Source organism: Sphingomonas degradans, assembly GCF_053502645.1.
Genome location: NZ_CP177172.1, coordinates 2,144,014 through 2,165,850, shown reverse-complemented (window position 1 = coordinate 2,165,850; position 21,837 = coordinate 2,144,014). Strand labels below are relative to the sequence as shown.

The following is a 21,837-nucleotide window of genomic DNA, read 5'->3' as shown; positions in this document are numbered from 1 at the left end:
TTGTCGATCTGTAGCGCGGCGGGGGTTGCCCGCCCGGTGCTTACTTGCCCCGGCGCTTGCGATGGCTTTCCAGGTCGAGCACGGCCGAATCCTCGCCTTCGGGGAACAGGCCCAGCCGGCGCGCGACTTCCTGATAGGCCTCGACTTCGCCGCCCAGGTCGCGGCGGAACCGGTCCTTGTCGAGCTTTTCGTTGGTGGCGATGTCCCACAGGCGGCAGCCATCGGGGCTGATCTCGTCGGCCAGGATGATGCGCGCATAATCGCCATCCCAGATGCGACCGAATTCCAGCTTGAAGTCGACCAGCCGGATGCCGATTCCGGCGAACAGGCCCGAGAGGAAATCGTTCACGCGAATGGCCATGTCGGCCATGTCGTGCAGTTCTTCCTGCGTCGCCCAGCCAAAGGCGAGGATATGCTCGTCGGTGACCATCGGGTCGCCCAGCGCATCGTCCTTGAAATAATATTCGACGATCGTGCGGGGCAGCGGCGTGCCTTCCTCGATCCCCAGCTTCTTCGCGAGCGATCCGGCGACGACGTTGCGCACGACCACTTCGATCGGCACGATCTCGACCTGGCGAATAAGCTGTTCGCGCATGTTGAGACGACGAATAAAGTGCGTCGGAATCCCGATTCCGCCGAGCAGCGTGAAGATGTGCTCCGAAATACGGTTGTTCAGGACGCCCTTTCCGTTGATCGTGCCCTTTTTCTGGGCATTGAAGGCCGTTGCATCGTCCTTGAAATACTGGATCAGCGTGCCGGGCTCCGGACCCTCATAGAGAATCTTTGCCTTGCCTTCATAGATTTGCCGGCGGCGTGCCATTCGGCCTTTACCCCTGAAAATGCGCTGCCCCGGCGGCGCGGAAGACCGCGCAACTGCCGGGGCGTGAGAGAAGTCCGGCGCTATACCGAAAGGGGGCAGGGCGCGCAATCAGCGTTCACGCGGATGGCGCATCGTTCCGCTTGCCCCATTTTCTGCCCAGCCACAGCGCCAGCAGGAGCAGCGCGGCCCAGGGGCCGACATAGAGCAGCAGCGTGAGCAACAGGCGCAGCCCTATCAGGAACGCGCTGCCCGCGCCTTGCGCCGCTTCGCCCAATTGGCTGCCCATGGTGCTGGCGGACAGCGCCGGGGCGATGGCTTCGTAGCGAAGCTCGAACGTGGACATGGCGACGCGACCGCGCAGTTCGGTCAGCCAGCCGCGCGCCTGATCGAGTTCCTCCTGCGCCTGGGCGACGCTGCGTTCGGCGTCAACGAGGTCGCCGACCTTGCCTGTACGGGTACGGAGCACCTCGGTAAGCCGCGAGACCAGCAATTCGCGCTGGTGGATTCGCGCCTCGGCATCGACGATCTGCTTCGATACGTCATCGGCGCCGATTTTGGTGTCGACGGTCCGCCCGCCGGCGCCCGTGACTTGCTGGGAAAGCGTGTCGGAGAAGAGCTTGGCATCGGCGGTCGCGACCCGCAGCTTGATCGATCCCAGGCTGCTCGCATCGTCGGCGCTGCCGCGCTCCATTGCGAGCAACTGGCACCGCGTGGGGCCCATCCAGTCGCAGAATGCCAGATGCGCGTCCTGCGCCGCCTGCATCTTGGCGCCCGGCAGCATGAAGTGCAGCGCGTAGGAATAGGCGAGTTGCGGCAGCTTCACGTCCAGCTTCGCCGGGCTTCTGGGCTTTTGCTCGGCGGCGGGCGCGGTCGGCGCGTCGCCGGATTGCCCCGATTCCTGCGCCGAGCAGGCGGCAAGCGTCGCGGAAAGCGTCACGATCAACAATTTGCGCATGCCCTTGGTCTCCCATGGCGGCGTGCCGGACCCCCGGACGATCCCGCCGAGCGATAATCCACCACGGCGATGGGAGTTCGTCAACACAATTTGGCCATAATCATGGCAACATTGTGGCAAGCGCATGCCCGGCGACTGGGCCAACCCGCCAAAATCGCGGCCTTGCGCCGCTTCCGTGCGCCGCTTTGCACTCGGTATGTTCCCTTTCGGCGTGGCGCTGCTATCCAGTGTCGCGATGGCACTTGATACCGACACCAATCTGGACCCGGGCTCCGGCCCGACGGACGTTTCCTTCGATAGCGCGCTGTCCGAGCGCTATCTCGTCTATGCGATGTCGACGATCACGGCGCGCTCGCTGCCCGACGTCCGCGACGGGCTGAAGCCGGTGCACCGCCGCCTGCTCTGGGCGATGCGGCTGCTCAAGCTCGATCCGGCGAGCGGGTACAAGAAATGCGCCCGCGTCGTCGGCGACGTGATCGGTAAATACCATCCGCATGGCGACGCTTCGGTCTATGACGCAATGGTCCGCCTCGCCCAGACCTTTGCGCTGCGCTATCCCCTGGTCGACGGGCAGGGGAATTTCGGCAATATCGATGGCGATAACGCCGCCGCGTATCGATATACCGAGGCCCGGCTGACCCAGGTCGCGATCGACCTGATGGAGGGGCTGGACGAGAACGCCGTCGATTTCCGCGCCACCTATAATGGCGAGGACGAAGAGCCGGAGCTGTTTCCGGGGCTGTTCCCCAATCTGCTCGCCAATGGCGCCGCCGGCATCGCCGTGGGCATGGCGACCAGCATCCCGCCGCACAACGCCGCCGAACTGATCGCCGCCGCCGTCGCGCTGATCGACAATCCGCAGGCGAATGTGCTGGATCATGTGCGCGGCCCCGATTTCCCGACCGGAGGCGTCGTCGTCGACAGCCCCGCCGCGATCGCCGAAAGCTATGCCACGGGACGGGGTTCGTTCCGGGTGCGGGCGAAGATCGAGAAGGTCACCGAAAAGGGCGGGGGCTGGCACCTTGTCGTGTCCGAAATCCCGTACGGCGTGCAGAAGGGTAAGCTGATCGAGGGGATCGCCGACCTCATCAACGAAAAGAAGCTGCCGATCCTGGCCGACGTGCGCGACGAATCGGCCGAGGACATCCGCGTCGTGCTGGAACCGCGCAGCCGCACCGTGGATGCCGATACGCTGATCGAGAGCCTGTACCGGCTGTCCGACCTCGAAGTCCGCGTGCCGCTGAACCTCAACGTGCTCGATGCACGCCACACGCCGCGCGTGATGAGCCTGCACGAAGCGCTGAGCCAGTGGCTGGAGCACCAGTTCGTCGTGCTGCGGCGCAAGTCCGAGCACCGGCTGAACAAGATCGCCGACCGGCTGGAGCTGGTTGGCGGCTATATCATCGCTTTCCTCAACCTGGACCGCGTGATCGAGATCATCCGCACCGAGGACGAGCCCAAGCCGGTGATGATGGCGGAGTTCCAGCTGAACGACCGCCAGGCCGAGGCGATCCTGAACATGCGGTTGCGGTCGCTGCGGCGGCTCGAGGAAATGGAGCTTCGCCGCGAACAGGCGACGCTGGAGAAGGAAAAGGCCGAGCTGGAAACGCTGTTGTCGTCCGACGCGCGGCAGCGCACCCGGATGAAGCGTGACCTTGGCAAGCTGCTGGTCCGTTATGGCCAGGACACGGCGCTGGGGGCGCGGCGTACCGCGATCAAGGAAGCGGGCCCGACGCGCGAAATCCCGCTGGAGGCGATGATCGAGCGCGAGCCGATCACGGTCATCCTGTCGCAGCGCGGGTGGATCCGCGCGATGAAGGGGCATGTCGACCTCGCCTCTGCCGACACGGCGAAGTTCAAGGAAGGCGATGGCCCGCTCTACGCCTTCCACGCGCAGACGACGGACAAGCTGTTGCTGGCGGCGGATACCGGGCGCTTCTACACGCTGGGCGGCGACAAGCTGCCCGGCGGGCGCGGCTTTGGCGAGCCGGTGCGGTTGATGATCGACCTGGAGGGCGAGCGTAATATCATCGCGCTGCTGCCGGCCTCGGCGGCGCCCAAGCTGCTGGTCGCGGCGAGCGACGGCCGTGGGTTTGTCGTCGCGGTTGAGGATGTCATCGCCGAGACTCGCAAGGGCAAGCAGGTGGTGACTCCGCGCACCGGCGCGAAGCTAAAGATCGTCCGCCCGATCGCCGCCGAGGACGACGCGGTCGCGGCAATCGGCGACAACCGCAAGATGCTGGTATTCCCGCTATCCGAAGTCGCTGAGTTGGCGCGCGGGCAGGGGGTGCAGCTCCAGCGATACCGCGATGGCGGATTGTCGGACGTCATCACCTTCCGCATGGCGGACGGGCTGAGCTGGGCGATGGGCGGCGACACCGGCCGGACCCGCACCGAAAGCGACCTTTCGCCCTGGCGCGCGGCGCGTGGGGCGGCGGGCCGGATGCCGCCGACCGGCTTCCCGCGTGACAATCGCTTCTGAGACGCTACGGAAACTTACAAAAACCCCTTGCTTCAGGGGCTCTTAACCAATTCGACCTAGCGGTGGGGCAATGGCGCTGCGACGGCCTATACTCGGAGCTTTCAGACGGGCGGAAGTGATTCCGGACGCTGCGCCCGACGTTGCCTTTGGCCCTGGCGAGAACGGGGCGCTGTTGGACCTGCTGCCGATTCCCGCGGCGCTGATCCTGTTGAAGGACGATGTGCTGCACCTGGAGGCGATCAACCGGGCATTCCGTATCGCCGGCCTTGGCACCATGGCCGTGGAGTCGCCGCTGATCCGCCTGCTGGAGGGGCGAATCCGGAATTTCCTGCTATCCAGCGACACGCATTGCGAAATTGCGTGGCAGTTCGGCGCGGCCGTCGACTCGCGTCACTTCCGCGTGTTGCTGGCGCGGCGGAACATCCATGTCGGGCAGGACCGGTGCCTTGCCACGCTGGTCGATCAGACGTCCGAACTCCGCACCGAGTATAGCCTGCGCCGCGAGATGGCGACCGACAGCCTTACCGGGCTCCCCAATCGCTCGGGCTTCAGCGACGGCGTGGAAGGGGCGATCGCGCCGGGCAAGGGCGCCGGGTTCGCGGTGCTGGTCGTCAATCTCGATCGGTTCAGCCGCGTCAATGCGTGCGTGGGCGGGTTGGCCGGCGACGAACTGCTCATCTCGGTCGCGCGCCGCTTGAAGGGGGCATTGCGGGCGCGCGACATCCTCGCGCGGCTGGGCGGCGACGAGTTCGGCGTGCTGCTGACACTCGACGATGGCGCGGACGATGCGTTGCACGTCGCGAAGCGCATCCAGGGGGCGCTGACCACGCCGTTCCGCCTTTCGGATTTCGAGATCCGCGTCGAATGCTCGATCGGAATCGCGCTGGGCAGCGACAATGACGGCGACCCCGAAGACCTGATCCGCAACGCGCAGTTCGCCGTGAAGCGCGCCAAGACAAGCGGGCGGACCGAAGTGTACCACACGCGCGCTTTTCACATCGTACGCGAGCAATTCGGGCTCGAAACCGAGCTGCGCCGGGCGATCGAGAATGGCGACATGACGCTGAGCTTCCAGCCGATCTGCGATCTCGCCACCGACAGGATCACGTCGTTTGAAGCGCTGGCCCGGTGGACCAATGAAGAGGGCGTGAAGCTCTCGCCCAATGATTTCATACCGGTGGCGGAGGAATCGGGCCTGATCGTGCCGCTCGGGCGCTGGGCAATGGAAGAAGCCGCGCACACACTGGCACAGTGGGACCGCCGCGCAGGGGGCGATTCGCAGGTGAGGGTGGCGGTGAACCTGTCCGCAATCCAGCTCCAGCGCGATCATATCCCGGCGATGGTCAGCGCCGCTCTGGAGCGCCACGGCGTGTCCGGCAAGCGCGTGACGCTGGAACTCACCGAGAGTGCGATCGTCAGCGACCCCGACCGCATCAGCCAGACGATGATGGCGCTAAAGGATCTGGGCACGACGCTGGCCATGGACGATTTCGGCACGGGCTACTCCAACCTCGCCTATCTCCAGAAGCTGCCGATCGACATACTCAAGATCGATCGCAGTTTCGTGTCGGGCATGCTCGCGGATCGCGACAAGATCGCCATCGTCCGCGCGATCCTGAGCCTGGCGCAGGCGCTGGGCATGCAGACGACCGCAGAAGGCATCGAGACCAACGAACTGGCGCAGACGCTCGCGGCGCTGGGCTGCACCCATGGGCAGGGATTTCTGTATGCGCGCCCCCTGGAGGAGCGCGATGCCTATGCCTTGTTGATGGCGGGGCGGGGCTGAGCCACGGCGTCGTCTGCAAGCTGTTCGACGCGCGCGGCGTCGGGAAAGCCCTCGGCGATCCAGCTTGCCTTCACCTGATTGAGCAGACGCGCGACTTCGGGGCCAGCCTGCACGCCGCGGCTGACGATCGCGCCGCCGCTCATCGGAAAGACGGGGGGCTTCCAGTTGTGGAGATGGCGCACATCCGATTCGATTGCGCCGGTATCCCTGTCCGACAACAGCAGCAGGTCGATCGCGCCCTCGGTGCCCAGGCGATAGCCGAGGGCGAGCGGCGACTCGGTGGCATGGCGCTGGCTCGGCCGCAGCAGCCGCTGGCGCTGGGCGTTGGAGAGCTTCAGCCGCGCCCCGACCGACTCGGCGACCTTCTCGTCCACCGGCAGTAGCGCCGCCAGCCGCCGGATCGGGTCGGGCGGCGTGTCGGTTGCCGTCTCGCGCTCGGCCAGCCGCGCCAGCTGCGCCGCGCGCTCGTGGGTGATCTCGGGCAGCACGGGGGCGAAGATGCCCTGTTCCACCATCAGCGCGACGGTGCGCACGGCATCCCTGGCGACCAGCAGCTTGAGCAGTTCGTCCGCGATCCGCTCACGCGACAGCGCCATCAGGTCCTTTGCCCGCGCCGTGCACGCGGCGAGCGCTTCCGCGTCGGGCGCATCGCCGAAGCGGGCGAGGAAGCGGAAGAACCGCAAGATCCGCAGATGGTCCTCGGCGATGCGCTGCAACGGGTCGCCGATGAAGCGGACATGCCGCCGGTCGAGATCGGCAAGGCCATCGAAATAATCGAATATCTCGCCGGTCAGCGGGTCTGCGTACAGCGCGTTCATCGTGAAATCGCGCCGCGCCGCGTCCTCACGCCAGTCATCGGTGAAAGCGACGGTGGCATGGCGGCCGTCGGTGGAAACATCGCGGCGTAGCGTCGTGACTTCCACCGGCCCGCTTTCGAGCACGGCGGTGACGGTGCCATGGGCGATCCCGGTCGGCACCGCCCGGATACCGGCGGCACGCAACAGGTCCAGCACGTCGTCCGGCGCGTGGCGTGTTGCGATGTCGATATCGGCCACCGGCGTGCCGAGCAGGGCATCGCGCACCGCCCCGCCGACATAGCGCGCCATGCCGCGATCGGCGCCCAGCACCAACGCAAGCCGGTCGAGCCCCTCGCGCCGCCGCCACTCGACGTCGGGCAGCATTACGCCGGCCATTGCAGCCGTCGTGAAAGATTGACCAACATCGCCGCCGTCGCGCCCCATATTCTCCTGCCCTGCCACGGAATCTCATAATAGTGCCGTTCGCGCCCCTGATAGAGCGCGCTCGCGCGAATATGGTTGGCGGGATCGAGCAGGAAGGCGAGGGGGACCTCGAACACATCGGCCACTTCGGCTTCGGACGGGATCAGCGCCAGGTCTGCGGGCACCACCCCGATGACCGGGACCACGTCATATCCGGTGACGGTGCGATAGCGATCGACCATGCCGATCACGTCCACGCGATCGGGCGGCAGGGCGATTTCCTCCTGCGCCTCGCGCAGCGCCGCCGCGATCGGGCCGTCGTCCTCGGGATCGATTCGCCCGCCCGGAAACGCGATCTGTCCGGCATGGCGGCGCAACGTGTCGGTGCGCTGGGTGAGGATGATGCCCGGCGCGACGCGATCGGTGACTGCGACCAGCACCGCCGCCGCCTGTCCGGGAATCGAAGGATCAAAGTCATGATGGTCGCCCGGCAGCATCACGCCTCCGTCGCCCGCCGCCGCCAACCCCGCTCGCAGCCGATCGGCCAGCGTCATTCCGCAGGCTCCAGCGCGAAGAACGCGCCGTTGCTCCACACGCCGGGCGGCGTGCTGCCGTTTGCCAGCGCGATCTGCGCCAGTTCGTAATAGACCGGCCGCGCGACCAGCGCCTCCAGCCCGCGACGGACGTGCAGATAGGGGCGGGGGCCCTCCTCCTCCGCGGCAAAGCGCAGGGCGTGATCGGGGCCGGCGGTGACCAGATCGCCGGTGTTGAGCCGAAACGCGATGCGCATCGCGGCGCCTTCGCCGTCGACCTTGATCTCAACAGCCTGGAAGGGCGCGTCCTCGACCTCGATGTCGAGCTTCTCCACCGGCGTTACCAGCACGAATCGGCCGTCGGGCTCGCGGCGCAGGATGGTGGAGAACAGCCGGACCATCGCTGGCCGCCCGATCGGCGATCCCTGATGAAACCAGGTCCCATCGCGCGCGATTCGCATGTCGCTGTTGCCGCAATGCTCCGGATTCCAGCTCTCGACCGGCGGCAACCGGCTTTCCTCGGCGAGGCGTGCGATCTCCGCGAGCGACAGGCTGGCGAAATCAAAGGGCGGCGGCGTGGGCATGACGGCTTTCGTTAGGCCAGCGCGCGCGAATGCGCAAAGTTTCAGGCGGGTTGATGGATTCGCGGCTCGATCAGGCCGCTGCACTCGGGCACCGCGGCGCCGCGCGCCAGCAGCCGCCGCTGCTCGAACGGGCCGGGCAGTCGCCAGCGGGCAGTGTGCTCGGCGGAAAATCCGAAGAAGCGGCCATAATATTCGGGGTCGCCGATCAGCATCAGTGGGGCAGGGCTCTCGGCATCCGATTCCGCCGCCGCTTCGAGCATGCGGTCCATCAGCGCGCGGCCGATTCCACCCTGTTGCCATTCGGGCGACACCGCGACCGGGCCGACCATCACCATCGGGATTCGTTCGCCGTCATCGCACTGGAGTGCCACCGGCCAGCACTGGATCGATCCGACCAGGGTGCCGTCGGCCTCGACCGCGGCAAAGCTCAGGCCCGGAATCGCCTGAGTCCCGGTGCGGACGCGGTACGCGGTGCGCGTGCGTCGATCGGCCCCGAACGCGCGGTCGAGCAGAGCGTCGACGGCAGCGGGGTCGGCATGATCGAGCGGCACGAGTGCAATCACCTCTTTATCCTTCGCGTGGGACCGGCCTTGCGCCGGGGTCGCGCCCTTTAGCGGCGGGGCGGGGCGACGCAAGCGGTTTTGCACGCCGCGATGCTCTTCCCCCGCGCCGCGCTTCTGCTATGGCGCGCTCAAATTCGAAAGGCCCGTATTTGCCCGACCTTCTCCAGCTACAGGTCCACGACCTGGAAGTCGAAGTCCTGACAGGCGTCTATTCCGAAGAGACGCACTTGCCCCAGCCGCTGCGCATCTCCGTGACGGTCGATCTCGACATGCCCGAGCGCTTTGACCCGGAAACGCCGCTCGGCGCGTCCAAAAGCTATCTCGATCTCAAGCATGCAGCGACCACGTCGCTGCCGCAGGGAGTCCACTTCACGCTGATCGAGGCTGTCGCCGAGCATATCTGCGACACGCTTTTCGTATCGGACCGCCGCGTCGCGCGGGTGGAGATCCGGATCGTCAAGCTCGCGATCGCTGAGAATGACGAGTCGATCGGCATCACGATGATCCGCCACCGGCGTTGACGCCTCTGTCGGGCTGCATTTCGCGCCCGACATCGTTGCGTCAGGCGCAAGGACCCAGTTGGGTTAGGACCATCGCGTAATCCTCGCGCGCGATCGCGCCGTTCGCGGGATCGTCGGAGTCGACGCTCCCCTGCGGCAAGGCGCGGGGGAGGCCGCACGTCAGCTGATACCAGAGCAGCGTGTTGGGTGCGGGCGGTCCGGCAGAATCATCGACAATGTCCCCCAGCGATACGGACCAGCGCGGCTGTTCGCCCGGCCGCCGCAGGATCTGGAGCGACACCGGAGCGCCGTTGCGCGTCTGGAGGAACACCTGGGTCTCACCCTCGCCGGGGAGCGATCCGGGGACGTGGAAGGCATTGCCGACGCCGGTGATCGCCGGGGGGGCGTCTGCCGCCAGAACCTCCTTGGTGATCCCCCGCACCAGCGCGTCGACTTCCGGCGAATAGCGGAATTGACTGTCGGGCGTGGTCAACTGGACCTGGTCCGCGCGCGCCGCGACGGGGCGGGCGAACAGCAGGACGCGAAGCTTCTTCAGTTTTGGCTCCCGGCCGCGCTCGTTCAGCGGCAGGTCAGCAACATAGCCGATGCGCTGCGGAAGGCCCGACGCGCCGCGAATCAGCCCCAGCACGTCCGCCTCGATATAGAATCGGGCACGCCCCGGCGCGACATCGGCCGCTTCCGGCCCCTTGATTCGCACTGCGCTGCGAATTTGTGCGTCGATGATCAGAGGGGCGCCGATGACCTGCCGGGCAACGGTGACATAGGTGGGTAATACGGCCGCCGTTGAGGCTTGGATTTCCGCGGTTTCTGCGGGTGAAGATGCAGTTGCAACCAGCGTTAGCGCGCAACAAAAGGCGATAAAGGGGGGGTGTTTCATGCCCCTTCGTTACCGGATCAGGCCGTTCTTATACAGAAATAATTCGGTCACGGTGCGACGCTAGGACGGGTTTGTCCGACAAAGCGTTTGCGTACCCCGGATCGTCGCGATAGAGACTCGCGCTCTGCCGAACGGACGCACTGAGCGCACGGCGGGCGGATTTGTGCGCGGATCGTTCCGATGCTCAGGGTCGCAGCAGGATAAGAGGAGTGACGTTGCCGAATGGCTTACGCTGACCGGAATGTAAGTGGCAGCCGCTTCGTTGCGATCATCATGGTCGCAGTGATCGTGGCTGGCATGGGATATGCCTTCGTCACGGGTCTGGCATACCAATATATCAAGAAGAAGGCGGAAGAGCTTAAGACCTTTGAGGTCGACGAGCCGCCGCCCCCACCAGAGGAGGTTCCTCCCCCGCCGCCGCCGCCGGACAGCCCGGTGCCGCCGCCCCCTACGCAGGTGGTGACCCCGCCCGCACAGGTGGTCGTGCAGCAGCCTGCACCGACGATGGCGACGACCAACATCATCCCGCCGCCGCCGCCCTTGACGCCGCCGGCGCCTCCGGCTCCTCCCGCACCGCCGGCGCCTCCCGCGCCGCCGCGTGAGGCAAAGGGCCTGAAGCCGCGCACGCCTCCGGGCAGCTGGGTGACGAACGACGATTATCCGTCGGCCGCCATTCGCGCTGAACAGCAGGGCACGACGGGATTCCGTCTCACAGTGGATGCGAGCGGCAAGGTTACGGATTGCTCCGTGACGTCGTCGAGCGGGTCTTCGGTGCTCGACAGCACGGCGTGCTCGCTGCTGAAGCGCCGTGCGCGCTTCTCGCCGGCGGAGGACTCGTCGGGGAACAAGATTCCCTCGAGCTATTCGAACCGTTTCCGCTGGGAACTGCCGAAGAACTGATTGAGTGGCCGGTGCGCCTTGCAGGCGCGCCGGGGTGTGGAACACTATCTATCTAGAGGAAATACCGACAATGCTCACGACCATTCTCGCCGCCGCGGCGCCCCAGGGCGAAAATCCGTACGGCCTCACGCAGGCGCTCAAGGAAGGTGGCCTCATTTCGCAGAGCGTTTTCACCATCCTGGTGCTGATGCTCTTCGTCTCGCTGTACATCCTGTTCACTAAGCTGTTCGAGCAGCAGAAGATCATCAACCAGGGCAAGCGCATGCGCGCGCAGTTCTGGAGCGCCAACAGCCTGCGCGATGGCGCAGCGAAGCTGGAAAAGAACTCGGCCTATCGCCAGATCGTCGACGACGGCCTGACGGCGCAGGAGCAGTACAAGGAACTGACCGATCCGGTCGAGGCGCATGACTGGCTGCACAGCTCGCTCGCGCGTTCGGAAGCGACGATCAACTCGGCGCTTGGTGGCGGCCTGGCGTTCCTCGCCACGGTTGGCGCGACCTCGCCGTTCATCGGCCTGTTCGGTACCGTTATCGGCATCTATCGCGCGCTCATCAAGATCGGCTCGTCGGGCCAGGCTTCGATCGACGCCGTTGCAGGCCCGGTCGGTGAAGCACTGATCATGACCGCGCTCGGTCTGGTCGTCGCGGTTCCCGCCGTGCTCGCATTCAACTTCCTGCAGCGCCGCAACAAGGCGATCGCCGAAGCGCTGAACGCGTTCTCGAACGATGTGCTCGGCTACCTCGCTTCGGACGGCCGCGTGCGCCCGGCCGTGAGCAAGAAGGTTGCACCTGCTGCGACCAAGCCGGTTGCGTCGACGACGACTGCCGGCCAGGCAGGCGGCGTGCAGACCCGCGCCTAACCAATGGACCTACTAGGGTCGCGCGCCGGTGCGCGCGACCCAGTCTTCGGCTCCCTTGGGCCGGCGGCGATTTACGAAGGATAGGATAGCGCCCAATGGCGATGAGCGTAGGCGATAAAGGCGAAGACGCACCGATGTCAGACATCAACACCACGCCCATGGTGGACGTGATGTTGGTGCTCCTGATCATCTTCCTGATCGCCGTTCCGGTGGTGATCCAGTCGGTCGATCTGGTGCTGCCGAAGGTGGCGTTCGAACCGACCACGACCAAGCCGGAGAACGTCCTGCTCTCCGTCAAGGGGGGCACGGACGGGTGCGAAGTGTACTGGGGCCAGACCCGGATCGGTCACGGCGAACTGCTCGACAAGGCAGTGGCAAAGCTGAGGACGGAAATCGAACGCCAGGGCGGCCCGAACGCGGCCGGTCTCGAGCTTCCCGAGGTGCATATTCGCGGCGACGTGAACGCACCGTATCGCTGTGTCGGTGGTGCCATCTACACCATGCAGATGGCAGGGTTCGTCAAGGTCGGCTTCATCTCCGAGCCGGAGCCGGGCGCAACCACGGCCCGCCTCTGATGCGCACCGTTTAAGGAGTTATTCTAAATGGCAATGAGCGCTGGTCGCGATGACGACCAACCGATGATGGACCTGAACACGACGCCGTTGATCGACGTCATGCTCGTGCTCCTCATCATGTTCATCATCACCATTCCGATCCAGACGCACGCGGTGAAGGTTGACCTGCCGCAGCCTTCGCCGGACAGTCGGACGCCGGTGGAACCTGAGAAGAACAAGATTTACATCGACGCGAACGGCAACGTGTTCTGGAATAGTGCACAGATCGATGACGTGACGCTGCGCCAGTATCTCGACGCGTCGCTGACGCGGAACCCCGAGCCGGAACTCCACTTCCAGCCCGATCCGCAGGCGCGTTATGAGGTTGTCGACCGCGTTCTGGCGATCGTCAAGCGTGCGAACGTCTCGAAGCTCGGCTTCGTCGGCAACGAGCAGTATCGCAACGACTTCTGATATTTAGGGCGCGCCAGCGCCTCCGGATATCCGATTGAGAGGAGGCAGTCCCCCAGGGGCTGCCTCTTTTTTTGCGTCTCGCTTGTGACGGTGCAACGAAAGTGTCATACAATAGTCACGTAAGAGTCACGGAACTGTATCCGGACCGTCATGTGACAGGAGAGTATCGATGCGCACCGGGTTCCTTATCCTCGCCGCTCTGCCCCTCGTTGTTGGCGCTGTGCCCGCGCTGGCGCAGGAGCGCACTGCAAGCGACCAGATCGCGACGGGCGCCTATAGCGATGCCGAGCGCGCGCTCGGTGCAGAGCTGCGTATTCACCCCAATCGTCCTGAGCTGCTGCTCAACCTCGCGGCGGTCTATGCCAAGACCGGGCGTACGGCGCAGGCGCGCGCGCTGTACAGTCAGGTGCTGTCGCAGGATTCGGTGCTGATGGACCTGCCGGCGGATCGCGTCGCGCCGTCGCACGCCGTAGCTCAGACGGGTCTGAAGCGCCTCGAAGCGGTACAGTTCACGGCGCGCTGAGCGGGGGCGCTGGCTTCAAGGCGCTGCGGGCCTCGTCATCGCGGAGCAGGCCGGGATCTCGTCACGTTGGGGCGCAGCGCGCCACCAGCGAAACCGCAAGAGACCCCGGCTTGCGCCGGGGTAACGGTTGAGGGCGGGGTGACGATGTGGCCGAATGACGAGATGGACGGACGGCGCCTCGCTACAGCCGGGGCAGGGTGACGCCGCGCTGGCCCATATATTTACCCGCGCGATCGGCATAGCTCGTCTCGCACGGCTCGCTGCCCTTCAGGAACAGGAACTGGCAGGCGCCTTCGTTCGCATAGATCTTGGCGGGCAGGGGCGTGGTGTTCGAGAATTCGAGCGTGACGTGCCCCTCCCACTCCGGTTCCAGCGGCGTCACGTTCACGATGATTCCGCAGCGGGCGTAGGTCGATTTGCCCAGGCAGATGACCAGCACGTCGCGCGGCACGCGGAAATACTCGACGGTGCGCGCCAGCGCGAAGCTGTTGGGCGGGATGATGCACACATCGGTCTTACGATCGACGAAGCTGTTGGCGGAGAAATCCTTCGGATCGACGACGGCGCTGTCGATGTTGGTGAAAATCTTGAACTCGTCGGCAACGCGCGCGTCATAGCCATAGGAGGACAGGCCGTAGCTGATGCAGCCCTCGCGGCGCTGCGCCTCGACGAACGGCTCGATCATGCCATGGTTCTGCGCCTGTTCGCGAATCCAGCGGTCGGATAGGATCGACATCGTTGCTCCCTGCGTGTTGAGTCAGGCCTAGGCGGTCGCGGCGGTTCAGGCCAGCCCGAGATCGGCGGGGCCGAACGCCTGGGGCAGCAGTTCGGACAGGCGCCAGGTCGTGATCGCCTCGCCCTCCGCGCCGCCGCAATGCACCGGGATGTCGCGCCCGCCCATCTGCGCCGCTTCGTTGATGACCTGACGACAGCGGCCGCAGGGGCTGACCGGCGCGGTGCCGGTGGGGCCATCTGGACCGATCGGCCCGCCGATCACGCCGATTTCCGCGACGTCGCGCAGGCGTCCCTGCGCGCTGATCGTCGCCAGCGCGACGGTTTCGGCGCACAGCGACAGGCCATAGCTGGCATTTTCGAAATTGGCGCCGGTGACGACGGTGCCGTCGGTGAGCAGCACGGCGGCACCGACTCCGAAATTGGAATAGGGGGCATAGGCGTTGCGCGCCGCCTGCCGCGCCGCCGCCACCAGCATCTTTGCCGTCTCGTCGCTCATCGTGCCATCACATCCCAGTTGATCGGTCGGTTCGCGCCCCGGATGCGGCGCATCCCCGATGCCTGCCACATCGCCCACGGTCGGACCAGATAGGCGGGGCGGAAGAAAAAGCGGGTCGCCCAGAGCGGGCGGCTGTTGGTGCCGCTGATCGCATAGTGCGATTCGAAGGCGGGGCTGATCCGCAGCACCGCCGGCTTGCCGAGGTGGGTTTCGATCGCGGTCGCCAGCCGATCGATTTCGGCGACGACAGTGCCGCGCGTGGGTCGCGCCGCGCAGTCCGACTCGAAATCGAGGTCGATCGCCGGCGCCAGCTGGTCCTCGGTCCGGGCGACGGTGGAGACGAAATTATCCGCCTGCCGCGCGGCGGGCTGGCACAGCGAATAGACGTGGATGGCCCCGCGCTTCAGGCCCGCTTCGGCTGCTCCACGCCAATGCTCGACAAAGCCCGGATCGCGGTAGCCGGCGCCCGCCGTGGCGCGCGCGTAGACGAACTGTACGCCGTCCTTGCGCGCTTCCCACCAGTTGATCGGGCCGTCATCTGCAGTGACATCGACGCCCTGGACCGGAAAGTCCGCCGGGCGCGGGTGCCAGCTGCGGGCATAGACCCATCCGGCGACCGCTACGCCGAGCACCGCCAATGCGGCAGCAACGCGCAACGGATGCGCTTTGAGACGGGACAGCATCGCTCAGCCCTTGATGTGGAGGACGCAGATCAGCGTGAACAGGCGGCGGGCCGTGTCGAAATCGACATCGATCTTGCCCGCCAGCCGGGTGCGCAGCAATTCGGCGGCGTCGTTGTGGATGCCGCGCCGGGCCATGTCGATCGTCTCGATCTGTTGCGGGGTCGCGGCGCGGATCGCCTGGTAATAGCTGTCGCAGATGGCGAAGTAATCACGGATCGGGCGGCGGAACGTCGCCAGGCCGATCACCAGCGTTTCCAGCGGCTCACCATTCTCGCGCCGGATTTCCAGCGCGAGCCGGCCTTCCTCGACGCGCAGGTGCAGGCGGTACGGGCCGGCATAGCCATCGGCATGGGCCCGCTGCGGCGCGAAATGATTGTCTTCGAGCAAGTCGAAGATCGCGATTCGCCGTTCCTGCTCGATATCCGCCGAACGCCACAGGATCGTGCGTTCGTCCAGCGTGACGTCGATGATGCGCGGATCGGCCATTGCGGCCTTGCTTTGCGGCCAATTCCCGCTTTCCACAAGCCGTCGAGGTTGAAGCGGCGGCAATGTTCCGCGACAAGGCGGCGATGGCGCAACCGATCCCCTTTCCCGCACCCGAGATTCCCGAAGGCGTCAGCCTGCCCGCCAATATCGAGGCGGAGGCCGCGCTGCTGGGCGCTATGATGATCGACAACCGAGTCGCGGAGGACGTGCTCCAGAAGCTGCGGCCCGAGCATTTCTTCGAGCCGCTGCACGGGCGCATCTATGATGCCATCGCGACGATGGTGGGCGACAACCGGCTCGCGACGCCGGTGACGCTGCGCCCGCTGTTCGCTGCCGATGCGGCGATGAAGGAACTGGGCGGCCCGGCCTATCTGGCGCAGCTGACCGGCAACCCGGCCAGCCTGATCGGCGCGCGATCGTTCGCGGACCAGATCTATGACCTGGCGATGCTGCGCGCGCTGGTGACGGTGGGGCGAGATCTGGTGGATGGCGCGCTCGACACCAGCCAGGACATCAATCCGTCGAAGCAGATCGAACAGGCCGAGCTGAAGTTGTACGAAGTCGCCGAGAAGGGCGACACCGAGGCGGGGCTCAAGTCGTTTACCCGCGCCGCGACGATGGCGGTGCGCCAGGCCGAAAAGGCGATGAATTCGGGCGGCGGCATTTCGGGCGTCACCACCGGATTGAGCGACCTCAACGCCTCCACCGGCGGCTTCAACCGTTCGGACTTGCTGATCCTCGCCGGACGCCCGGGCATGGGCAAGACCTCGCTCGCGACCAACATTGCGTTCAATGCGGCAAAGCGCTGGGCCGACGATCTGGATGCGGGCATTCCCGAGGACAAGTCGATCGGCGCGCCGGTCGCGTTCTTCAGCCTCGAAATGTCCGCCGACCAGCTGGCGATGCGTATCCTGTCCGAGCAGGCCGAAGTCGTGTCGGAAAAGCTGCGTACCGGGCAGATCAGCACGGCGGAGTTCCAGAAATTCGCACGCGCGGCGGGCGATCTGGAGCGGCTTCCGCTGTTCATCGACGACACGCCGGGCCTGACCATCGCGGCGCTGCGCACCCGCGCACGCCGCATGAAGCGCCAGCACAAGATCGGGATGGTGATCGTCGACTACCTCCAGCTGCTGACCGGCAGTGCCAAGGCATCGGGCGACGGGCGCGTGCAGGAAATTTCGGAAATCAGCCGCGGGCTTAAGACGCTGGCAAAGGAACTCAACGTGCCCGTGCTCGCGCTGTCGCAGCTGAGCCGCGCGGTGGAAAGCCGCGAGGACAAGCGCCCGCAGCTGTCCGACCTTCGCGAATCGGGGTCGATCGAGCAGGACGCGGACATCGTGCTGTTCGTGTACCGCGACGAATATTATCACGATTTCAAGGCGCCGACCAAGGTGCCCGACGGCACCGAAACCGCCGAGGAGCGCGCCGCGTACGAGGCGTGGCAGGCCAAGCAGCTGGAAGTCGCGAACAAGGCGACGGTCATCATAGCCAAGCAGCGCCACGGCGCGACGGGTTCGGTGCATATGCGGTTCGACCGACAGTTCACCAAGTTCAGCGATCTCGCGCCCGAAGCCTACTGATCCGGGGTTGCGGCGCGGGACCGTCACGGCCATAGGCGCCGGCCCACTTCTCAGCGACAGGCGATCCTCAACGTGACTCATGCCCTTGGGCTCGATTTTGGCACGACCAACAGCGTCGTCGCGCTGGCCGGTGCGGGGGCGGCGCCCGAGATGGTGGAGTTCGCCGCCCCAGGCGCGACCAGTGCGGTGTTCCGGTCGGCGTTGTGCTTCTGGGAAGACGATGACGTCCGCGGCGGCGTGAACGTCGAGGCGGGGCCCTGGGCGATCGCCGAGTATCTGGAATTTCCGCAGGGCAGCCGGTTCATCCAGTCGTTCAAGTCGGTCGCGGCCAGCGCGTCGTTCGAGCACGCCTCGATCTTCCAGAAGCGGCTGCGCTTCGAGGAACTGGGGCAGATGTTCCTCGACAAGCTGGTGGCTCATGCCGGTGGCGCGCTGAAGTCGCGGCCCCAGCGGATCGTGGTGGGGCGCCCGGTCGAGTTCGCGGGCAGCCGGCCCGACGAGACGGTGGCGCGCGAACGCTATGATGCGATGTTCGCCGGCTTCGGGGCCGAGGTGCATTATGTCTATGAGCCGATCGGCGCGGCGTTCAGCTATGCGCGGCGGCTGAGCGAGCCGGCGACGCTGCTGGTTGCCGATTTCGGTGGCGGCACCAGCGACTTTTCGGTGGTGCGGGTCGGCGCGCCGGGCGAGGCGCGGCGCTGCACGGCGCTGGGCCATGCGGGTATCGGGATTGCGGGCGACCGTTTCGATTACCGGATCATCGACAAGCTGGTGCTGCCGATGCTGGGGCAGGGCACGACCTATCGTTCGTTCGACAAGCTGCTCGAAATCCCGCGCGGCTATTTCTCCGACTTCGGAGACTGGTCGCGACTGGCGCTGATGCGCAACCGCCGGACGATGGAGGCGCTGCACAAGCTCCAGCGCAACGCGACCGAGCCCGAGGCGATCGGGCGGATGATCGCAATCATCGAGAACGAACTCGGCTTCCCGCTCTATGACGCAGTGGGCAAGCTCAAGCGCGCCTTGTCGACGCAGGATCGGGCCGAGTTCGTGTTCAGCGGCGGCGGCGTGGATATCGCGTCGGAAGTGTCGCGGGCGGATTTCGAAAGCTGGATCGCCCCGGATCTGGCGCGGATCGAAGCGACGATCGACCAGGCGCTGGCGGCGGCGGGGGTTGCCGGCGATGCGATCGACCGGGTGTTCCTGACCGGCGGGACTTCGCTGATCCCCGCCGTACGGGCGCTGTTCGATGCGCGGTTCGGCGAGGATCGGATCGGCACGGGCGGCGAACTGACGTCGATCGCGCACGGCCTCGCGCTGGTCGCGCAGGAAGGCGATATCGCCGCCTGGGCGAGTTAAAACACCGGCAGATCGGGCTCGCCATCGCCGGTGGGCGTGTGGATGCCGCACTCGGTCTTGTCCCAGCCGCGCCAGCGGCCCGCGCGCGGGTCCTCGCCGGGCTTGACGATGCTGGTGCACGGCGCGCAACCGATCGACATATAACCCTGCGCCTCCAGCGGGTGGCGGGGCAGATCGTGCGCCGTGAAATAGGCGGCGATGTCGTCGCGGGTCCAGTCGGCAAGCGGATTGAACTTCATCCGACCCAGCGGATCGGCGGGGTCGACTTCGAAGCGGGGAAGGGCGTTGCGTGTGCTGGCCTGGAACGCCTTGCGCCCGGTGATGCTCGCGTCGAAGCCCGCCATCCCGATCGCCAGCGGCGCGACCTTGCGGATCTCGCAGCAGCCATCGGGGTCGAACGACCAGCGCAGTTCGTTGGCGTCGCGCGCTGCGAGCACTTCGGCATCGGGCTGGAGCGTGCGCAGGTCCGTCAGCCCGAGTAGCGCAGCCAGCTGGTCGCGATAGACGAGCGTCTCGGGGAAATGGCGCCCGGTGTCGAGGAACAACACCGGCACCGTCGGATCGACTGCCGCGATCATGTGGAGCAGCGCCGCCGACTCCGCGCCGAACGAAGAAACCACCGCGACATCGCCCAGCATATGTTCGCCCAGCACGGTGCGCAGCAGGTCCTGCGTTCCCGTCCCCCGGAACAGGTTGTTGAGGCGGATCGCCTCCTGCTCGGTAAAGCGGGGGGCGGTGTCGATCCGGTCGATGCGGCGGGCAAGGTCAGCCATGCCGCAGTTTCCACACCGGCACGGCGCCATCGGCTGCCGCCTGATACACGCGCTCGTGCCGGGCCAGCGCGGCGGCCAGCACCGCTTCGTCGACCGGCGCTTCGGGGGCGAAGCTGTCGAACCCGCAGCGGCGCATCAGCGGGATCTGATCGACCAGCACGTCGCCCTGTGCGCGCAGTTCGCCGGTATAGCCCGCCTCGCGCAGGATGCGGGCGGTGGAATAGCCCCGACCGTCGCGAAACTTGGGGAAGCTGACTTCGATCAACGCGAGGCGATCGAGATGCGGCAGCAGCACGCCCGCGTCGTCGCCCGCCTCGATACGGACGGCAGTGGCGTTGGACTGGCCGAGGAATGCGTCGAGCGTGACGGCAGGCTCGTCATGCGCGTCGTCGGTGCGGAACCGGAGCAGGTCAGTCATACAGCGCCTCCTTGAACGGCGCCATGCCGATGCGGCGATAGGTGTCGAGGAAGCGCTCCCCCGGGGTGCGCGCGGCAAGGTACACGTCGGTCACCTTTTCGATGGCGTCGACCACGCCGTCCTCGGAGAAACCGGGGCCGGTGATCTTGGCGAGGCTAACGTCCTCCGCGCCCGATCCGCCGAGCAGCAGCTGGTAATTCTCGGTCCCGCGACGGTCGACGCCGAGGATGCCGATATGCCCGGCATGATGGTGGCCGCAGGCGTTGATGCAGCCGCTGATCTTGAGCTTCAGCTCGCCCAGTTCGCGCTGGCGGCCCAGATCGGCGAAGCGCTCGCCGATCTTCTGCGCGAGCGGGATCGACCGGGCGTTGGCGAGGCTGCAATAATCGAGGCCGGGGCAGGCGATGATGTCGCTGATAAGATCCAGGTTCGCCTCCGCCAGCCCGGCTTCGCGCAGCTGCTGCCAGACCGTGTACAGGTCGGCCTTGCGGACATGGGGCAGGACGATGTTCTGCGCATGGGTCACGCGCAGTTCGTCGAAGCCATAGCGCTCGGCAAGGTCGGCCATCAGGTCGATCTGGTCGGCGGTCGCGTCGCCCGGAATGCCGCCGATGGGCTTCAGGCTGATCGTGACGATCGCATAGCCCGGCGCCTTGTGCGCGGACACGTTCTGGTCGAGCCATACCGCGAAATCGGGGTCGCTGCGGTCGATCGCGTCGCTCAGCCCCGTCTCGAACGGCGGGGGAGCGAAATAGCCGGCGATCCGCTCGAACTCGGCGTGCGGCGGATCGATGCCCAGCGCCTTGACCTTGACGAACTCGGCCTCGACCTGGCGGCGATATTCGTCGGCGCCCAGCGCGTGGACCAGGATCTTGATCCGCGCCTTGTACATATTGTCGCGCCGCCCGTGGAGATTGTACACGCGCAGGCAGGCTTCGAGATAGCTGAGGAAGTCTTCGTACGGCACGAAGTCCTTGATCTCGGGCGCGATCATCGGAGTGCGACCCATGCCGCCGCCCGCAAAGATGCGCGCGCCCAGCTGGCCGTCGCGCTCGACGATCTGGATGCCGATATCGTGCAGCCGCATGGCCGCGCGATCCTCGTCCGCCGCGATCACCGCGATCTTGAACTTGCGGGGCAGGTAGGTGAATTCGGGGTGGAAGGTACTCCACTGGCGCAGCAGCTCGGCCCAGGGGCGCGGATCGGTCAGTTCATCCGCGGCGGCGCCGGCGAACTGGTCTGACGAGATGTTGCGGATGCAATTGCCCGACGTCTGGATGGCGTGCATCTCCACCGTCGAAAGCTCGGCCAGGATGTCAGGCGCGTCGGCGAGCTTGATCCAGTTATACTGGATGTTCTGCCGCGTGGTGAAATGGCCATAGCCGCGATCGTACTTGCGCGCGATCGTCGCCAGCATCCGCATCTGGCGGCTGTCGAGCGTGCCATAGGGCACCGCGACGCGCAGCATATAGGCGTGGAGCTGGAGATACAGCCCGTTCATCAGCCGCAGCGGCTTGAACTGGTCCTCGGTGATCTGGCCGGCCAGGCGGCGCTCCACCTGGTCGCGAAATTCCTCGACGCGCGCGGCGACAATGGAATGGTCGTACTCGTCATATTTGTACATGTCAGGCTCCGATCCTCCCCCGGAGGGGGAGG

The 21,837-nt window shown here is 66.1% G+C and carries 24 protein-coding genes; 10 read left to right on the top strand and 14 right to left on the bottom strand.

Annotated elements, in window-relative coordinates:
* Positions 1-40 precede the first annotated feature (40 nt).
* Positions 41-820 carry a phosphoribosylaminoimidazolesuccinocarboxamide synthase gene (purC, locus tag ACG3SL_RS09650; RefSeq protein ID WP_448664918.1) on the bottom strand — a complete coding sequence of 260 codons (780 nt, stop codon included), beginning with the start codon at positions 818-820 and terminating at the stop codon, positions 41-43.
* A 115-nt stretch (positions 821-935) separates the two neighbouring features.
* Entirely contained in the window at positions 936-1,775 is an 840-nt protein-coding gene (locus ACG3SL_RS09645; protein ID WP_448664917.1) for a DUF4349 domain-containing protein, read from the bottom strand.
* A gap of 235 nt (positions 1,776-2,010) precedes the next feature.
* Here ACG3SL_RS09645 and parC point away from each other — a divergent pair, with 235 nt between their 5' ends.
* On the top strand, positions 2,011-4,257 hold the full coding sequence (gene parC / locus ACG3SL_RS09640; RefSeq protein WP_448664916.1) for a DNA topoisomerase IV subunit A: 2,247 nt from the start codon (positions 2,011-2,013) through the stop codon (positions 4,255-4,257).
* Positions 4,258-4,426: 169 nt separating this feature from the next.
* Positions 4,427-6,043: a putative bifunctional diguanylate cyclase/phosphodiesterase gene (locus ACG3SL_RS09635; RefSeq protein ID WP_448665106.1), complete on the top strand. Its 1,617-nt coding sequence runs from the start codon at positions 4,427-4,429 to the stop codon at positions 6,041-6,043.
* On the opposite strand, the gene ACG3SL_RS09630 is transcribed toward ACG3SL_RS09635, so the two are convergent.
* The 4 genes from ACG3SL_RS09630 to ACG3SL_RS09615 are packed head-to-tail and all read right to left on the bottom strand — an operon-like array spanning position 6,013 to position 8,943.
* Positions 6,013-7,236: a CCA tRNA nucleotidyltransferase gene (locus ACG3SL_RS09630; protein ID WP_448664915.1), complete on the bottom strand. Its 1,224-nt coding sequence runs from the start codon at positions 7,234-7,236 to the stop codon at positions 6,013-6,015. The genes ACG3SL_RS09635 and ACG3SL_RS09630 overlap by 31 nt on opposite strands.
* Complete coding sequence (locus ACG3SL_RS09625) at positions 7,224-7,817, bottom strand: CoA pyrophosphatase (protein ID WP_448664914.1); 594 nt, start codon at positions 7,815-7,817, stop codon at positions 7,224-7,226. The genes ACG3SL_RS09630 and ACG3SL_RS09625 overlap by 13 nt, the downstream gene beginning before the upstream one ends.
* Positions 7,814-8,380, bottom strand: coding sequence for a DUF1285 domain-containing protein (locus ACG3SL_RS09620; RefSeq protein WP_448664913.1), 567 nt, complete (start codon positions 8,378-8,380; stop codon positions 7,814-7,816). The genes ACG3SL_RS09625 and ACG3SL_RS09620 overlap by 4 nt, the downstream gene beginning before the upstream one ends.
* A 41-nt stretch (positions 8,381-8,421) precedes the next feature.
* Entirely contained in the window at positions 8,422-8,943 is a 522-nt protein-coding gene (locus tag ACG3SL_RS09615; RefSeq protein ID WP_448664912.1) for a GNAT family N-acetyltransferase, read from the bottom strand.
* Positions 8,944-9,092: 149 nt separating this feature from the next.
* On the opposite strand from ACG3SL_RS09615, the gene ACG3SL_RS09610 reads away from it, so the two are divergent.
* Entirely contained in the window at positions 9,093-9,464 is a 372-nt protein-coding gene (locus ACG3SL_RS09610; RefSeq protein ID WP_448664911.1) for a dihydroneopterin aldolase, read from the top strand.
* A 40-nt stretch (positions 9,465-9,504) separates the two neighbouring features.
* Here ACG3SL_RS09610 and ACG3SL_RS09605 read toward each other — a convergent pair whose 3' ends face one another.
* A complete protein-coding gene (locus ACG3SL_RS09605; protein WP_448664910.1) occupies positions 9,505-10,341 on the bottom strand; it encodes a hypothetical protein in 837 nt (278 codons plus the stop codon).
* A 222-nt stretch (positions 10,342-10,563) separates the two neighbouring features.
* Between ACG3SL_RS09605 and ACG3SL_RS09600 the strand changes: the two genes are divergently transcribed.
* The 5 genes from ACG3SL_RS09600 to ACG3SL_RS09580 all read left to right on the top strand — a co-directional run bounded on the left by ACG3SL_RS09600 (position 10,564) and on the right by ACG3SL_RS09580 (position 13,651).
* The gene (locus ACG3SL_RS09600; protein ID WP_448664909.1) at positions 10,564-11,241 is read left to right on the top strand and encodes a TonB family protein; all 678 of its coding nucleotides are present in this window, start codon (positions 10,564-10,566) and stop codon (positions 11,239-11,241) included.
* 70 nt (positions 11,242-11,311) lie between these two features.
* Positions 11,312-12,100, top strand: coding sequence for a MotA/TolQ/ExbB proton channel family protein (locus ACG3SL_RS09595; protein WP_448664908.1), 789 nt, complete (start codon positions 11,312-11,314; stop codon positions 12,098-12,100).
* A 95-nt stretch (positions 12,101-12,195) separates the two neighbouring features.
* On the top strand, positions 12,196-12,675 hold the full coding sequence (locus ACG3SL_RS09590) for an ExbD/TolR family protein (protein ID WP_448664907.1): 480 nt from the start codon (positions 12,196-12,198) through the stop codon (positions 12,673-12,675).
* A 27-nt stretch (positions 12,676-12,702) separates the two neighbouring features.
* Positions 12,703-13,128 (top strand): ExbD/TolR family protein, encoded by a 426-nt coding sequence (locus tag ACG3SL_RS09585; RefSeq protein ID WP_448664905.1) that lies wholly within the window; start codon positions 12,703-12,705, stop codon positions 13,126-13,128.
* Between the two features lie 169 nt (positions 13,129-13,297).
* Complete coding sequence (locus tag ACG3SL_RS09580; RefSeq protein WP_448664904.1) at positions 13,298-13,651, top strand: tetratricopeptide repeat protein; 354 nt, start codon at positions 13,298-13,300, stop codon at positions 13,649-13,651.
* 181 nt (positions 13,652-13,832) lie between these two features.
* Here ACG3SL_RS09580 and dcd read toward each other — a convergent pair whose 3' ends face one another.
* From dcd to ACG3SL_RS09560, 4 genes are read right to left on the bottom strand one after another with little or no spacing between them, the layout of a single operon-like run.
* Entirely contained in the window at positions 13,833-14,387 is a 555-nt protein-coding gene (gene dcd / locus ACG3SL_RS09575; protein ID WP_448664903.1) for a dCTP deaminase, read from the bottom strand.
* 45 nt (positions 14,388-14,432) lie between these two features.
* Positions 14,433-14,882, bottom strand: coding sequence for a cytidine deaminase (locus ACG3SL_RS09570; RefSeq protein ID WP_448664902.1), 450 nt, complete (start codon positions 14,880-14,882; stop codon positions 14,433-14,435).
* Complete coding sequence (locus ACG3SL_RS09565; RefSeq protein WP_448664901.1) at positions 14,879-15,565, bottom strand: GH25 family lysozyme; 687 nt, start codon at positions 15,563-15,565, stop codon at positions 14,879-14,881. The genes ACG3SL_RS09570 and ACG3SL_RS09565 overlap by 4 nt, the downstream gene beginning before the upstream one ends.
* A gap of 3 nt (positions 15,566-15,568) precedes the next feature.
* Complete coding sequence (locus tag ACG3SL_RS09560; RefSeq protein WP_448664900.1) at positions 15,569-16,051, bottom strand: UPF0262 family protein; 483 nt, start codon at positions 16,049-16,051, stop codon at positions 15,569-15,571.
* Positions 16,052-16,134: 83 nt separating this feature from the next.
* On the opposite strand from ACG3SL_RS09560, the gene ACG3SL_RS09555 reads away from it, so the two are divergent.
* Positions 16,135-17,631: a replicative DNA helicase gene (locus tag ACG3SL_RS09555; protein WP_448665105.1), complete on the top strand. Its 1,497-nt coding sequence runs from the start codon at positions 16,135-16,137 to the stop codon at positions 17,629-17,631.
* Positions 17,632-17,703: 72 nt separating this feature from the next.
* Positions 17,704-18,990 carry an Hsp70 family protein gene (locus tag ACG3SL_RS09550; RefSeq protein WP_448664898.1) on the top strand — a complete coding sequence of 429 codons (1,287 nt, stop codon included), beginning with the start codon at positions 17,704-17,706 and terminating at the stop codon, positions 18,988-18,990.
* On the opposite strand, the gene ACG3SL_RS09545 is transcribed toward ACG3SL_RS09550, so the two are convergent.
* The 3 genes from ACG3SL_RS09545 to ACG3SL_RS09535 are packed head-to-tail and all read right to left on the bottom strand — an operon-like array spanning position 18,987 to position 21,805.
* On the bottom strand, positions 18,987-19,763 hold the full coding sequence (locus tag ACG3SL_RS09545) for a phosphoadenylyl-sulfate reductase (protein ID WP_448664897.1): 777 nt from the start codon (positions 19,761-19,763) through the stop codon (positions 18,987-18,989). The two genes, ACG3SL_RS09550 and ACG3SL_RS09545, sit on opposite strands and share 4 nt — an antisense overlap.
* Positions 19,756-20,181: a DUF934 domain-containing protein gene (locus tag ACG3SL_RS09540; protein ID WP_448664896.1), complete on the bottom strand. Its 426-nt coding sequence runs from the start codon at positions 20,179-20,181 to the stop codon at positions 19,756-19,758. Before ACG3SL_RS09540 ends, ACG3SL_RS09545 begins: the two co-directional genes overlap by 8 nt.
* Positions 20,174-21,805 carry a nitrite/sulfite reductase gene (locus tag ACG3SL_RS09535; protein WP_448664895.1) on the bottom strand — a complete coding sequence of 544 codons (1,632 nt, stop codon included), beginning with the start codon at positions 21,803-21,805 and terminating at the stop codon, positions 20,174-20,176. The genes ACG3SL_RS09540 and ACG3SL_RS09535 overlap by 8 nt, the downstream gene beginning before the upstream one ends.
* Positions 21,806-21,837 lie beyond the last annotated feature (32 nt).